The organism is Propioniciclava sp., from assembly GCF_029977985.1.
GTDB lineage: Bacteria > Actinomycetota > Actinomycetes > Propionibacteriales > Propionibacteriaceae > Propioniciclava.
Window position 1 is genome coordinate 1 of the sequence record NZ_JARKOT010000266.1, and the last position, 14405, is coordinate 14405.

The following is a 14405-nucleotide window of genomic DNA, read 5'->3' on the forward strand; positions in this document are numbered from 1 at the left end:
ATGTCGCGTGTTCCCGTAAGACACTTTGGGTGGACCCAAGGGGACTCGAACCCCTAACCCCTTGCTTGCAAAGCAAGTGCGCTACCAATTGCGCCATGGGCCCCGGCGGGGGACCAGTCTAGCGGGCTCCTGACCCGCTGCTCGACCAGTCGGGCACCGGGCCGGGCCGAGGGCGTCCCTCTGCGGTTGGGCGAGCATGGCAACTTGCCTAGGGAAACGCAGGCGGCATCTCTACCATGGGAACGTCATGTGGTCGAAGCGTCAAGAGGTTGACTACGCCCTGCAACGCCGGAACACGCTCCGCACTCTGCAGGGCCCGCAGCGCGCATTCGCCCGTGCGGCGGCCTGCGACGCGGATCCCCCGTTGGTCAGGGCGGCGCTCCATCACGGCGAACCGCACCCGGTCGACTGCCCGGTCTGCGGACGTTCACAGATGGTCGTCCTGAACCACGTGTTCGGCGAGCAACTGGGCCAGTACTCCGGACGCATCAAGTCGAGCGAGGAGCTCGACGCGATGCAGAACGAATACGGCGCGTTCAAGGTGTGCGTCGTGGAGGTCTGTCACGCGTGCGGCTGGAACCACATGATCAAGAGCTACCTGTTGGGTGACGGGGTGGAGCGCAAAACCGCCCCGTCGGCAGAGAACGGTTGAGGACATCCATGGCTGAACCCACGCCCAAGCGCGTCAAGGGCACGAAGGCGTCCGGCAACGCAGCAACGCGCGGACGTCGCAGCGGCAAGTCCGTCGCGCTGAGCATCTTCAAGTGGCTGGGCGCGTTCGTCGTGCTGGGTGGCATCGCCGCCCTCGCGGCGTTCGGCGTCATCTACGCCACCACCGAGATCCCCGACCCCAACAAGGACTTCCAGACCAACGTCACGCGCGTCTACTACAGCGACGGAACGACCGAGATCAGCTCCTTCGCCATCCAGAACCGCGAGTCGATCCCGCTCGACCAGATGTCGAAGTACGCCCAGGACGCCGTCGTCGCCTCCGAGAACGAGACGTTCTGGACCGACCCCGGCATCTCCGTCCCCGGCCTCATGCGCGCCGTGCAGACTGCCATCACGCCCGGCGCCGACACGGTCGGAGGTTCGACGATCACCCAGCAGTACGTGAAGGTCCTCTACCTGACGCAGGAGAAGACGCTCACGCGCAAGCTCAAGGAGATCGTCATCGCGCTCAAGGTGAGCCGCGAAGTCCCGAAGGAGCAGATCCTCGCCGGCTACCTCAACACCGTCTACTACGGACGCGGAGCCTACGGCCTGCAGGCGGCGTCCAAGGTGTACTTCGGCGTCAACGCCGCCGACCTCAACCTCGGCCAGGCCGCCGCTCTGACGGCCATCATCAACTCGCCCAACAACCTCGACCCGGCCAAGGGCGAGCAGCAGGCCGCCGACCTGCTCGAGCGCTACCAGTACACGCTCAACCAGATGGTCAAGACGGGCACGATCACGGACGCCCAGCGGCTCGAGATCTACGACTCCCTCCCCGAGTTCCCGACCGACCTCGCCACCGACTCGCGCTTCGGCGGCCCCAAGGGCTACCTGATGGACATGGTGGAGAAGGAGCTTCAAGCCAAGGGGTTCAGCGAGGACCAGATCCGGGGCGGCGGGCTCAACATCCTGACCACCGTGAGCGCGACCGCCCAGCAGGCGGCTCAGGACGTCGCCCAGGCGTCCGCCGAGCGTGCCGCCAAGCCGAAGGGCCTCGACCCGAACTCGTTGCACCCGGCCATTGCGTCGATCGACACCGCCACCGGCGGCATCATCGCACTGTACGGCGGCCCCGACTTCACGACCGGGCGCAACTGGGCCACGACGCCTCGACCCACCGGTTCGACCTTCAAGCCGTGGTCGCTCGTCGCCGGCCTGCGCCAGGGCGCCACGCTGAACACGGTCCTCAACGGCAACGAGTTCACTCCGCCCGGTGAGTCGAAGCCCATCAGCAACGCAGGGGGTTCCAACTACGGCCCTGTGACACTGCAGAAGGCCACCACCAGTTCCATCAACTCGGCCTATGTCGACCTCGTCCTCCAGATGGACAACGGTCCCGAGTCGGTCATCCAGGCGGCCGAGGACGCCGGACTCACCAACCACGACTGGGCGGCCGTCCCGGCGATCACGCTCGGCTTCGGTGAGGTCGCCCCCGTCGAGGCGGCCCGCGGTCTCGCCACCCTCGTGAACGGCGGTCAGCGCACGGACACCCACATCGTGGCCGAGGTGAAGGACCTCAACGGCGCCGGCCTCTACACCGCGCAGGTCAACCCGCAGCAGACCATCGAGGCCGACGTCGCCCAGAACGCGGTCGCGGCGCTCAAGCAGGTCACCACATCCGGCACCGGACGCACCGCCGGGCAACTCGGGGTCGACGTCGCCGGCAAGACCGGCACCTACTACGACAGCGACACCAAGCAGACCAAGGCGTCCTGGTTCATCGGCTCGACCGCCCAGATATCGACGGCCGTCATGTTCGTCGCCGGCGACAAGGGCACCGGTGATCTCGACGACTTCTCGTCGGGCTTCTATGGCTCCGGCTTCCCGGCCCAGACGTGGCTCGCCTACATGAAGGTGGCCCAGGCGGGGCTGCCCGAGGTCGAGCTGCCGGACGCCACGGCCACGCAGCGTTCCAGCGGACGCTTCTCCGCGGCGCCTGCGCCGGCGCGCACCACGACGCCGGTCGCGAGCGAGGAGCCGACGGCCGAGCCGACGGACACGCCGAGCCCAGAGCCCACCGCGGAGCCGACGGACGCCCCGACGGACGCCCCCACCGCCGAGCCGACGCTGACGGAGCCGGCCGCCGGTCCGACCGAGTCCGTCCTGCCGCCGGGCCAGGGGGGCACGCCCCCCGGGCGTCGCAACGGCTGATAGCCGTACAGTGGTCCGCATGCGGACCACGGGCCCCTCAGCCATCCTCGGGGGGCCGGTCGGACGCCGCGCCTCCGCCCGCGCGTGGGCGCCGCCTCCGGCGTGGAGCTATGCGCTCGCGACCGTCGCCTGGTTCGTCTGCATGGCCCGCCAGGTGCCGTGCGTCATGGACCCCGCGACGCCCTACCGCGTCGGCTGCTACTCCGACATCCAGTCGCTGTGGGGGCCGCGCGGCATCGAACAGGGCCTGGTTCCCTATCTGCAGGTCGACCTCGAGTATCCCGTCCTGACGGGCGGCTTCATCTGGGGGACGCGGCTGCTGTCCGGCGCGCTGCCCGGAGGTGCCGAGGGCGGCCGGCTCGCCTTCTTCGGCCTGAGTGCCCTCGGCCTGTTCGTGGCGTTCCTCGCGCTCGTCGCCGTGCACGTGCGGATCGCGCCGCGCACCGCGCCGTGGGTGGCGGCGTCCCCGCTCGTCGTGCTGTCGGGCCTCATCAACTGGGATCTCCTCGCCGTCGCCGTCACCAGCGGCGCGCTGCTCGCCTGGGCTCGGCGGCGTCCCGCGCTGGCCGGCGTGCTGGTCGGCATCGGCTTGTCCACCAAGTTCTATCCGGCGCTGCTGCTGCTGCCGTTCGTGGTGCTGAGCCTGCGCGCCGGCGATCTGCGCGCGCTCGCCCGCGTCGTCCTCGGCGCGGTGGCGGCGTTCGTCGCCGTCAACCTGCCGGTCATGGTGGCCGCGCCGCAGGGCTGGCTGAACATCTGGACCTACCACGCCGGCCGGGACGCCGACCTCGGCTCGGTCTGGTACGTGCTCGGTCTCGCCCAGGTGACCCTGCCGGCGGCGGCCTTGTCCCGGGCTCTGTTCGTGACCGGTGTGCTCGCGATCGTCGTGCTGTGCTTCCTGGCACCCCGCCGCCCGCGGGTGGCTCAGGTGACGTTCCTCGTCGTGGTCGTGTTCTGCGTGACCAACGTCGTCTACAGCCCCCAGTACATGCTGTGGCTGCTGCCGCTCGTCCTCCTCGCCCGGCCGCGCTGGGTCGACGGGGTGGCGTTCACGCTCGCGGAGGCCTTCTACTGGTGGGCGGTCTGGATGTACCTCGACGGGTCTCTCTACGCCGGCGACGGCGCGCCCCGTCTCTACGGCATCGCCGTCCTCGTGCGGATCGGCGTCCAGCTGTGGCTCGCCGCCCGCGTGGTCGTCGACGTGCTGCATCCGTGGGACGACCCCGTCCGGCTGGGTCACGTCGACGACCCGGGCGGCGGCGTCCTCGACCATGCGCCGGACGCCGTCGCACTGGCCGCTCGGAGGCCGGGATGGTGAGGCGGCGCCGTCTGGAGGGCGAGCGCCTGATGATCGTGCAGGTGTGGCTGGCGACACGGCTCGTCATGGCGATCATGGCGGTGACGCTCGCCGTCACCGGGCACAAGAGTCTCGAGTCGGTGGTGGCGCAGTGGGACGTCGCGCACTTCCTGAACATCGCGCGCGAGGGCTATGCGCAGCCCCAGGAGATGGCGTTCTTCCCCGGCTGGCCGCTCGTGCTGCGCGGCCTGTCCTCGGTGGGGCTGTCGCCGGTGCTGCTCGGGTCGGTGGTGGCGCTCGCCTGCTCGCTGGCGGCCGCGTTCGCCCTCTACCGCCTGGCCGGCCTGTGGGGGACGGTGGCGTGGCTCCTCGCGCCGACCGCGGTGTTCACGGCGGTGCCGTACACCGAGTCCCCGTTCTGTGCGACGGCCTTCTGGGCGTGGGAACGCGCATCGCAGCGCCGGTGGGGGCAGGCGGCCCTGCTGGCGGCACTGGCGTGCTCCTTGCGGGTCTCGGGGCTGTTCCTCATCGGGGCGCTCGTCATCCTGGCGCTCACCCAGAAGCGGGGGCGCGGTGACGGCGGCATCGGCGACCGACTGGCTTGGCTCGTGCTGCCGGCGGCGGTGCTGGCTGCCTACGTGACGTACCTGTACGGCCTGACCGGCTCGTGGACGGCCTGGTTCAGCGCCCAGGAGGCGGGTTGGCAGCGCGGGTTCCATTGGCCGTGGGAGGCGCTGAAGAACCACTGGGACGTGCTGTGGGTGCCCACCCCGGAGCATCCCGAGTGGGTGTGGGTGTTCCGGGCAGAGATGATCTCGTGGATCGTCGGCCTCGCCGCGACGCTGATCGCGCTGGTCCGCCGCCGGCTCGCGGAGGCGAGCTGGGTGGGCGTCCAGGTGCTGGCGTTCTCCCTGTCGTACTGGCTCATGAGCGTCACACGTGCCGTGCTGCTGTGGTTCCCGCTGTGGCGCCAGATCGACGACCTCGCCGAGGCCAAACGCGGCTCCCGCGGGTGGATCGCGCTGGCCTGGATCGCCGGTGTCCTCAGCTATGCCGCCCAGGTGACCTGGTCGTGGCTGTACTTCACCGGTCGGTGGAGTAGTTGACGGCGGGACGGCGCGCGTCAGATCGGCCGGATCAACGACCGCACCACCTGCGTGAGCAGCCGAATCCGACGTTCGCCCGCGAAGGAGCCGGAGCCGAGGATCGTGCTCAACTCCCCATGGTTGTGGACCGCATACAGGACGCCGACGGCGTCCACCGGGTCGATGGTCCAGGCGTAGCCGTGCGCCGTCAGTGCCCGCGCCACCAGCTCGGAGAGCGCGGTCATGCCGCGGCGCTGCTGCTCGGTGTAGACCGGCGCGAAGGCGGGCTCGCGGGCGGCGTACAGCTGTAGCTCCTGCGTGACGAGGATCGACGGCCGGTCGCCGGGCTGCGCGGAGAGGAACATCTTCACGGCGCGTTCGATGAGTTCGTCGAGGCTTTCGTCGGGACTCGACCGGACGTGCGCGACCGTGTCGCCCAACAACGCGAGGGCGACGGACGCCTGCCGCTCCATGATGGCCGCGCACAGCTCGTCGCGGCCGGCGAAGTTGGAGTAGAAGGCGCCGCGGGTGAAGCCGGCTGCGTCGCAGATCTCCTCGATGGACGCCCCCAGCACGCCTTTCTCGGCGATCACGCCCATGGCGGCGTCGCAGAGCCGGTCGCGCGTTGCCGCCCTCCGTGGGCTCACCACGTCGCTCCCCATGCGCCCATCCTCTCGGAAACCCGCCGACCACGATTGTCGATACACAACTGTATCGCATACACTTCTGTATCGGATACAGGAACGTATCGAGACAGGGGAGCGCGTGTCCACGTTCATCTACCGCCTCGCGCAGGCATCCTGGCGCGCGCCCAAGCGCGTCATCGCCGCGTGGTTCGCGGTGCTCGTGCTGCTCGGCGGACTGGTGGGGGTGTTGGGCGCACAATTCGACAACGAGTTCCGCATCCCCGGTGCCTCCTCCCAGGCCGCCCTCGACCAGCTGCGCATGACGTTTCCCGAAGCCGCGATGAGTTCGGCCACGATGGTCGTCATCGCCCCGGCAGGGCAGACGATGACCGACCCCGCCGTCCGCGCCGAACTCGAACGGGCGGCGTCCGAGCTCGAACGGATCGACTGGGTCAACACGGTCCAACTCCCCTACAGCGAGTACCTCAACGGCCTCATCAGCGACGACGGCGCCGCCGCCCTGCTCACCGTCCGTGCCGACCAGGGCATCACCGTCTCGACGTTCACCGACGACCAGCGCCGCCAACTCCTCGACGCCGGCACCGCCCTCCAGAACGCCATCCCGGGCTCGACCGTCCACGTCGGCGGCGATCTGTTCTCCATGAGCATGCCCCACCTCACCTGGGTCGAGGCCGTGGGCGTCGTCGTCGCCATCGTGGTGCTGTTCTTCACGCTCGGCTCGCTCTACGCCGCCGCGATGCCCCTCGTCAGTGCCCTCATGGGGGCTGGCATCAGCTCGCTGCTCATCATGGCGGCCTCCCATGTGTTCGCCATCAACTCGACCACCCTCATGCTCGCGCTCATGCTGGCCCTCGCGGTCGGCATCGACTACAGCCTCTTCATCGTCTCCCGCCACCGCGACCAACTGGCCACCGGCATGGAAGCCGCCGCCTCCGCCGCCCGCGCCACCGCCACCGCGGGCTCGGCCGTGCTGTTCGCGGGCATCACCGTCATCATCGCGCTCGTCGGGCTGGGCATCGCCGGCATGCCGTTCCTGACCATCATGGGCGTCTTCGCCGCCCTCGCCGTCGCCATCGAGGTGGCCCTGGCCGTCACCCTGCTGCCGGCCATGATGAGTCTCGCCGGTGAGCGGCTGCGACCGAAGCGGCCGCGCGTCCGGGCCCGAAGCGACTCCACCGGCGAGGCGGTCCCGGCCGCCCGGCCGCGGTTCAACGCGTCGAAGTGGTGGGTGGGCGTGGTGACGAGGGTCCCGCTGCTCACGGTGGCGGTCGTCGTGGTGGCCCTCGGCGCCCTCACCCTGCCCGCTCAGCACCTCCACCTCGCCCTGCCCAACTCGGGCCGCAACGACCCGGCGGCCGCCGACCGCGTCACCTTCGACGTCATTTCCGAGCGCTTCGGGGTCGGTTACAACGGCCCCCTCGTCATCACCGGAACGATCGTCGAGTCCACCGACCCCATGGGCGTCATCGACGGCATCAAGGCCGACGTCGAGGCCGACGCCGGCGTTCAGCTCGTCGCCGCGGCGGTGCCGAACCCGAACGTCGACACGCTGATGATCCAGGTCATCCCGACCACCGGCCCCGACGACCCGGCCACGACCGGCCTCGTCCAGCGTCTGCGCGCCCTCGAACCGCACTGGCAGGAGCAGTACGGGGTGACCACGGCGGTCACCGGCTTCACGGCCATCGCGATCGACGTCTCCGATCAGCTCGGCCGCGCCCTGTTCCCCTTCGGCGTGTTCGTGATGGGCCTGTCGCTGGTGCTGCTCACCGTCGTCTTCCGTTCGATCTGGGTGCCGGTCAAGGCGGCCCTCGGCTACCTGCTCAGCGTGGGGGCGGCGTTCGGCATCACGGCCCTCGTCTTCAACGACGGCATCGGCCGCCAGTTCATCAACCTCGCCGAGGCGCAGCCCATCATCTCGTTCCTGCCCATCATCCTCATGGGCATCCTGTTCGGCCTCGCCATGGACTACGAGGTGTTCCTCACCACCCGCATGCGCGAGGAGCACGTCCACGGCAACCACACCGACCCCGTCGAGCAGGGCTTCATCCACTCGGCCAAGGTGGTCGTCGCCGCGGCGCTCATCATGGTGTCCGTGTTCGCCTTCTTCATCCCCGAAGGCGACGTCACCCTCAAGCCCATCGCCTTCGGTCTCGCCCTCGGCGTCGCCATCGACGCCTTTCTCATCCGGATGACCCTCGGCCCCGCCGTCATGAAGCTCCTCGGCGAGCGCGCGTGGCGGCTGCCCCACGCGCTCGACCGCCGCCTCCCCGTCCTGGACGCCGAAGGCGAAGCCATCACCCACCAACTGTCCCTCGCACAGTGGCCGTCGCCTGACTCCCGCGCCGTCATCCATGGCGAGGGCCTCGGCGCCGCCACCGACGACGTCACCTTGTTCGAGGGCGTCGATGTCGACGTCCAGCCCGGCCGCACCCTCGTCCTCACCGGCGAGCCAGCCGGTCGCCGTGCCCTCCTGCTCGCCCTCGCCGGGCGCCTCACGCTCACCGCCGGCGATCTCAAGGTACTCGGCCTCGTGCTCCCCCAGGAGGCAGGACGCCTCCGCCGCCGGTCCACCTTCGTCGACGGCGCCTCCGCAGGCGCCGCCCGTGCCCTGGGGGGCAGCGTCGGCGACCTCGTCCTCGTGGACGACGCCGACCGCCTCGACCTCGCCGCCCGCGACGCCCTCCGCGAGCTTGCGGCGCGGACCGAGCCCCCCACCCTCGTTCTCGGGGCGACGGACGCCGACGGCGTCCGGGCCCTGCTTCCCCAGCGCGCCCGACAGGACGCCGTCACGGTAGGAGAACCCTCATGACGAACAAGCCCACCTGGATCTCGTGGCTGGTGCTGCTGCTCGTCCCGGCGCTGGTGGCCGGCGGCGTCCTGTTCGGCACCTGGCACTCCGACGACCGGCTGCGTACCGTGCAGGCGGCGGTCGTCAACGACGACGAAATGGTCGAGATCAACGGCCAGATGATGCCGCTCGGGCGGCAACTGGCAGCCGAGATCGTCGACTCCGAGCGGGTCCAGAACGTCACGTGGGTGCTTGCCGACGCCGAGCACGCCGCGTCGGGCCTGAAGAACGGCACCTATGCGGCGGTCGTCACCATCCCGGAGAACTTCTCGGCGGCCGCCACGTCGTTCGCCAAACCGGTCGAGGAGGCGGAGCAGGCCACCGTCACCGTCGAGACGTCGCCGGTCGTCGGCATCAGCGAGACCGCCATCGGACAGGCAGTGGCTTACGCGGCGGTCAACGCCCTGAACGGCTTCCTCACCGAGGAGTACCTGAAGAACGTCTACCTCGGCTTCGGCGAGCAGAAGAAGCAGATGCTCGAACTCGTCGACGGCACTCGGCAGCTCGCCGACGGCGCATCCCGGCTGGCAACCGGCGCGGACGCCGTCGCGACCGGAGCAGGCCAACTGTCGGACGGCATCGGGCTCAGTGCCAACGGTGCCGGGCAGCTGGCCGACGGCCTCGACCAGGCGTCCGCGGCGGGCGGCCAGCTGCGCTCCGGGGCGAGCCGCTCGGCGGCCGGGGCGTCCCAGCTGGCAGGCGGGGCGACCCTCCTCGCCGACGGCACCGCCGCTTGGGCGACGGGCGCCGGGACGTATGCCGACGGTGTCCGCGCCTACACCGGCGGGGTGACCCAGCTGGCCGACGGCCTCGACACCTACGCCGAGGGTGTGCGGACGTACGCCGACGGTGTCGGCCAGTACGCGGGCGGCATCAACAGCGTGCTGAAGCCGGCGCGCGACGCGATCGCCGGGCTGCCCGAGTGGGGGGACTGGCTCGTGCAGGTGGACGCGTGGGTCGCGCAGGCGCCCGCCTACGCCCAGCAGGCCACCGCTGCGCTCAGCGATCTGATCGCCCAGGTCCGCGACTTCGTGACGCGCACCGACACACTGTTCGGCCAGGCCGGGACGGTGTCGACCTCGGTCGCCCGAGCGAGCGACGACGTGGCGATGCTGGCGTCCGGGCAGGTCAGCTGCCCCGCCGAGCTCGACGCCGCCGACTGCGCAGCCTGGACCGCCGGCGCGTCCGCCGCGGCTCAGCAGGTGCAGGCCGCGCTGGACGCCGCCGCCTCCGACGCTGCGGCGCTCGCCGACACGGCGGGACAGCTGAGCCCGATCGCCCGGCAGATCCTCGACGCGCTCGACGAGGCCCAGGGCTACGTCGACCAGCTCGGGTCGTGGGCCGATGAACTGCAGGCCTCGTACGCGGCGCTCAAGGCGTCGATCCCGGCGGGCACCCCCCTCACCAAGGCCGACACCCTCGCCGTGCTCGACCAGCTCGTCGCGGCCGGCGACCAGCTGACCGCCGGCGGCCGGCAACTCGCCGACGGCGCGGACGCCCTCGCCACCGGCGCCCGCACGCTCGCCGACAACGGGACCGCCCTCGCCGGCGGCGCCCAGCAGCTCGCCGACGGTGCCGGCCAACTTTCCAAGGGCATGAGCTCGCTGTCCGGCGGCACGCGGCAACTCGCCGACGGCCTCGCCCAGCTCTCGGCCGGCATCACCCTCTACACCGGCGGAATCGACCGGGCCGCCGACGGCGCCGGTCAACTCGTCGACGGTCTCGACCAGTTGCACGCCGGCGGACTGCAGCTGTCCGGCGGGCTCGGCGAGCTCGCCGACGGTGCCGGACAGCTCGCCGACGGCACCACCCAGCTGGCCGACGGCATCGCCGGCGGCATCGACCAGATCCCCGACTACACCGACGACCAGGCCGCCACGATGGCCACCGTGGTCGCCGCCCCGGTCGACGGCGACGGACTGGCCGGCCTCGTCCGACCCGGCCTGGCGTGGGCGTCCCTGCTGCTCGTGCTCGCCCTGTGGGTGGGGGCGCTGGCGACGTTCCTCGTGCTGCGACCGATGCCCGCCGACGCACTCACCTCCCGTGAGACCGACCTGGCCCTGCTCGCCCGCACCGCCGGGCCGGGCGTCGCGATCGTCTGCGCGCAAGCGCTGCTGCTCGGCGTCACGGGGGCGCTCGTGCTCGGGCTGACGCCGGCGGCGTCCGCGTCGCTCGTCGGGGTGCTGCTGGTGGCCGGGGTGGCGTTCGCGCTCGTCAACCACGCGCTGGCGGCGTTGTTCGGCACCCCGGGGCGCATCGTCGCCCTCGCCATGGGGCTGCTCACCACCATCGCGGCGGCCACCTCGGTCGCCCCGCCGGTGATCGGTGCGCTGGGCGTCGGGTCGACCCTGACGCCGGCCCTGGACGCCGTGCGCGCGGTCGGCGTCGGGCTGTCGCCGGTCATCGCCGCCCTCACCTTGCTGGGGTGGGCGTTGGTGGCGGGCGTGGCGTCCCTCGCGGCGGTGCACCGCACCCGCACGGTGCCGATCGCGGCACTCGCGAAGGGTTAGGCGTCCTTCTTCTCGGCCGCCTTCTTCAGCGCGACCGCGCGCTGGAAGTCGGCCTGGGTGGGCATGCCGTAGGCGCGGGCCGTCGTGTCGTGCAACTCGAGGACCATGTTCGACAGCCGCTCGGTGAAGCGAGGCGCCGACTCGCCCGGCAGCGCCCGCTGCGGGATGCCGAACACGATGTGCACCGGCGGACGCCCCGGCAGCGGCAGGTTCTGGCCGTACGGCATGGCCGCATACGAGCCGACGAGCGCGATGGGCAGCACCGGCACCTTGTGCTGAATGCTCAGCGCCGCGACGCCGTTCTTGAACTTCGCCATCGCGCCCGTCCGGCTGCGCGTGCCCTCGGGATAGATGAGCAGCGGGACGCCGTCGTCGAGGAGGCGTCCGCTCATGCCCTGATGGGCGCGCATGCCGCCGCGGTCGATCGGATAGGTGTTGAAGAACAGGCGGGTCGGCAGCGAGCGGATCTTCTGCTTGAAGAAGTAGTCCGCGGCGGCACCGGCCGCCAGGTTGCGCGACAGCCGGCGGGGGAGAGCCCCGAAGATCGCGGTCGTGTCGGCATGGCTGGAGTGGTTGGCGATGGCGATGAACGGCGCCTGGAGGTCGTCGAGGTGGCGCTCGCCGTGCACATGGATCGACAGCGCCGACCACACATAGGGCTTCATGATGAGCTGTTGGGCGACGAAACGGGCGATCGCCTGCGGTGTCGCGGAGTACTTGCCCAGATCGGCCTCGTCAGCCATCGGCGTCTCCCCTCGTCACGGCGCAGGTGTCCACCCGGCGCGCCTGCCGGTCACAACGCACCATTGTGCCCCACCCGTCAGGGTTGCGTGGCCCGGCGGCTGGCGCCGAGCGAACGCGAGAGCGCCCGCACGGCCCCGCGCGGGGCGTGCTGCAGCGCGAACGCGGCCAGCTTCCAACGCTTCGTCGGGATCGACAGCGCCCGTCCGGCATCCGCATCGGCCAGCGCCTCGCGGACGCAGCGGTCGGCGTCCACCCACACCCAGGCCGGGATCGCACCCGTCCCGATCGCCGCCCGCTCGTGGAACTCGGTGCGCACCCAGCCGGGACACAGCGCCGTCGCCGTGACGCCACTGCCGTGCAGGTCGCTCGCGAGGCCCTCGGTGTAGAGCTTCACGTAGGACTTCAGGGCCGAATACTCGCCCTGGGTGATCCAGGCTGACAGCGACGCCACGTTCAGGATGCGTCCCGTGCCGCGGGCGCGCATCGCGCGGGCGGCCGCGTTGCTGAGGACGACGACCGCCTGGCCCATGACCGCCCAGGCGCGATCGTGCTCGGTCAGGTCGTCGAGGAGCGTCGCGGTCATGCCGAAGCCGGCGTTGTTCACGAGCAGGTCGATCGGGTTCTTCGACGCCGCCGCCCGCTCGGCGACCGCGTGAAGGTCGTGGGCGTCGGCCAGGTCGGCGCGCACGACCTCCACGTGGACGCCGTGGGCGTCGGCGAGTTCGTCGGCCAGCGAGGCGAGGCGGGCGCCGTCCCGGGCGACCAAGACGACGTCGTCGCCCCGAGCCGCCAGGTGGCGGGCGAACGCTGCGCCGATCCCCGCGGTCGCGCCGGTGACGAGTGCTGTGCTCATGGGAGAGGACCCTACCTGTCCCCGCCCCGCCCCCGTGTGGCGGTTGGGGCTCACGAATAGGGCGCTGTAGCGCCCCATTTGTGAGCCCCAACCGTCGCACGGGGGTGGCCCCCAACTGTCACACGGGCGGGTGCGCGCGACCTTGCATCAGAAAGACGCCATGTAGTGTCTTGCATGACACCATAAATGGTGTCACCATGGAGTCATGGATCTGACGCCATACCTCACCGGCCTCCGGGACGACCTCGCCAAGGCCACCGCGCTCGCCGACGACGCCACCCGCGCCACCGCGGATCGTCTGCTCGTGGCGCTCGAACCGGCGTTGCGGTTGCGTCTCATCCAGGCGCTTGCGGACGCCGCCGCTCAGCTCAGCGCCGAACTCGACGGCGACCTCGTCGACATCCGCATGGACGGCGCCGACCCGGCGTGGAACGTGCAACGGCGAGCGGCGGCGTCCGAGGTGGAGCCCACGCTCGTGCTGCCCGAGGTCGAGGATGCGGGCATCGCCCGTATCACTCTCCGCCTGCCCGACGGCGTGAAGACGAGGGCCGATGCGGCGGCGGAGGCGTCCGGGCAGTCGCTCAACACGTGGATCGTGAACGCGGTCCGCGCCCAACTCACGATCCCCCCCGCCGGTCGGTCGGGTGTCCGCACCGGACGCCACGTCACCGGCTGGGCCTGACCGAAAGGAAACACCGTGATCGCCACCGAACTGCGTCGCGAGTTCCCCGCAACCGAGTCCACCGTCGTCCGGATCGTCACTCAAGGGGACGTGATCGTGCGCCACGAACCGACCGAGTCCGTGACCGTCGAGGTGCGGTGCAGCGACGAGATCGACCTCGCGCCGGTCAACATCCGGAGCGAGGCCGACACCGTGATCGTCGAGGTGCCACCGTTGCTGAGCGACGCGCCCGGACGCCGCGGGATCTCCATCGACCTGGGCTTCTGGTCGTTCAGCGCGGGTGATGCCCGCGCCGACCTGACCACGCTCGTCACCCTGCCGGAGGGGGCGTCCCTCGACATCGCCGCGCGCGCTGCCGGAGACGTGGCCATCGCGGGCCGCAGCGGCCGGGTCGCGATCAAGACGGCGAGTGGTGACATCACCGTCGGCGCGCTCGCGGAGGGCAGCCTGACGGCTGCGTCCGGCGACATCACGGTCGACACCGCCGCCGGACGCCTCGAGGTGCGCACCGGTTCGGGCGACGTGCGGATCGGGCGGGCGTCCGGGACCGTCGAGGCGACGTCCGGCTCGGGTGACCTCGACGTGGGTGTCTTCGACGGCGACACCGTGACGCTCAAGAGCGGCAGCGGAGACCTGTCGGTGGGACTGCCGCGCGACGTGCCGATCTGGCAGGACGTCCACTCCGTGACCGGGGACGTGAGCGTCACCCTCGCCCCTGCCGGTCAGCCCGACGAAGGCCAGCGGTTCATCACCGTCCGGGCGAGTACCGCCTCCGGCGACATCACCCTCCGCAACGCCTCCTGAGGTCCGTGCGACGGTTGGGGACGCCCCCTGTGTTGGGGGGGGGGGGGGGGGGGGGGGGGGGGGGGGG

The 14405-nt window shown here is 71.1% G+C and carries 10 protein-coding genes, 1 tRNA gene and 1 pseudogene; 8 read left to right on the forward strand and 4 right to left on the reverse strand.

Going from position 1 to position 14405, the window contains the following annotated elements; genetic code table 11:
- Window positions 1-30: 30 nt before the first annotated feature.
- A tRNA-Ala gene (locus Q1K57_RS14300) sits at window positions 31-103 on the reverse strand.
- Window positions 104-247: 144 nt separating this feature from the next.
- Between Q1K57_RS14300 and Q1K57_RS14305 the strand changes: the two are divergent.
- From Q1K57_RS14305 to Q1K57_RS14320, 4 genes and pseudogenes are all read left to right on the forward strand, one after another.
- Window positions 248-668 (forward strand): annotated as a pseudogene (locus Q1K57_RS14305) (DUF5318 family protein).
- Entirely contained in the window at window positions 661-2865 is a 2205-nt protein-coding gene (locus tag Q1K57_RS14310) for a transglycosylase domain-containing protein (protein WP_300083775.1), read from the forward strand. The pseudogene Q1K57_RS14305 and the gene Q1K57_RS14310 overlap by 8 nt, the downstream one beginning before the upstream one ends.
- 19 nt (window positions 2866-2884) lie before the next feature.
- Window positions 2885-4183: a glycosyltransferase 87 family protein gene (locus Q1K57_RS14315; RefSeq protein ID WP_300083777.1), complete on the forward strand. Its 1299-nt coding sequence runs from the start codon at window positions 2885-2887 to the stop codon at window positions 4181-4183.
- Entirely contained in the window at window positions 4177-5268 is a 1092-nt protein-coding gene (locus Q1K57_RS14320) for a mannosyltransferase family protein (protein ID WP_300083779.1), read from the forward strand. Before Q1K57_RS14315 ends, Q1K57_RS14320 begins: the two co-directional genes overlap by 7 nt.
- A gap of 17 nt (window positions 5269-5285) precedes the next feature.
- Here the strand turns inward: Q1K57_RS14320 and Q1K57_RS14325 are convergent, their stop codons facing one another.
- Entirely contained in the window at window positions 5286-5909 is a 624-nt protein-coding gene (locus tag Q1K57_RS14325; protein ID WP_300083792.1) for a TetR/AcrR family transcriptional regulator, read from the reverse strand.
- A 103-nt stretch (window positions 5910-6012) separates the two neighbouring features.
- Between Q1K57_RS14325 and Q1K57_RS14330 the strand changes: the two genes are divergently transcribed.
- Entirely contained in the window at window positions 6013-8706 is a 2694-nt protein-coding gene (locus tag Q1K57_RS14330) for an MMPL family transporter (protein WP_300083794.1), read from the forward strand.
- Complete coding sequence (locus Q1K57_RS14335) at window positions 8703-11255, forward strand: YhgE/Pip family protein (RefSeq protein ID WP_300083796.1); 2553 nt, start codon at window positions 8703-8705, stop codon at window positions 11253-11255. Before Q1K57_RS14330 ends, Q1K57_RS14335 begins: the two co-directional genes overlap by 4 nt.
- Here the strand turns inward: Q1K57_RS14335 and Q1K57_RS14340 are convergent.
- Window positions 11252-11998: a lysophospholipid acyltransferase family protein gene (locus Q1K57_RS14340; protein ID WP_300083798.1), complete on the reverse strand. Its 747-nt coding sequence runs from the start codon at window positions 11996-11998 to the stop codon at window positions 11252-11254. The genes Q1K57_RS14335 and Q1K57_RS14340 overlap by 4 nt on opposite strands.
- A gap of 77 nt (window positions 11999-12075) precedes the next feature.
- The gene (locus Q1K57_RS14345; RefSeq protein ID WP_300083800.1) at window positions 12076-12852 is read right to left on the reverse strand and encodes an SDR family NAD(P)-dependent oxidoreductase; all 777 of its coding nucleotides are present in this window, start codon (window positions 12850-12852) and stop codon (window positions 12076-12078) included.
- 205 nt (window positions 12853-13057) lie between these two features.
- Between Q1K57_RS14345 and Q1K57_RS14350 the strand changes: the two genes are divergently transcribed.
- The gene (locus Q1K57_RS14350) at window positions 13058-13534 is read left to right on the forward strand and encodes a toxin-antitoxin system HicB family antitoxin (RefSeq protein ID WP_300083802.1); all 477 of its coding nucleotides are present in this window, start codon (window positions 13058-13060) and stop codon (window positions 13532-13534) included.
- 15 nt (window positions 13535-13549) lie between these two features.
- Complete coding sequence (locus Q1K57_RS14355; protein ID WP_300083804.1) at window positions 13550-14338, forward strand: DUF4097 family beta strand repeat-containing protein; 789 nt, start codon at window positions 13550-13552, stop codon at window positions 14336-14338.
- Window positions 14339-14405 lie beyond the last annotated feature (67 nt).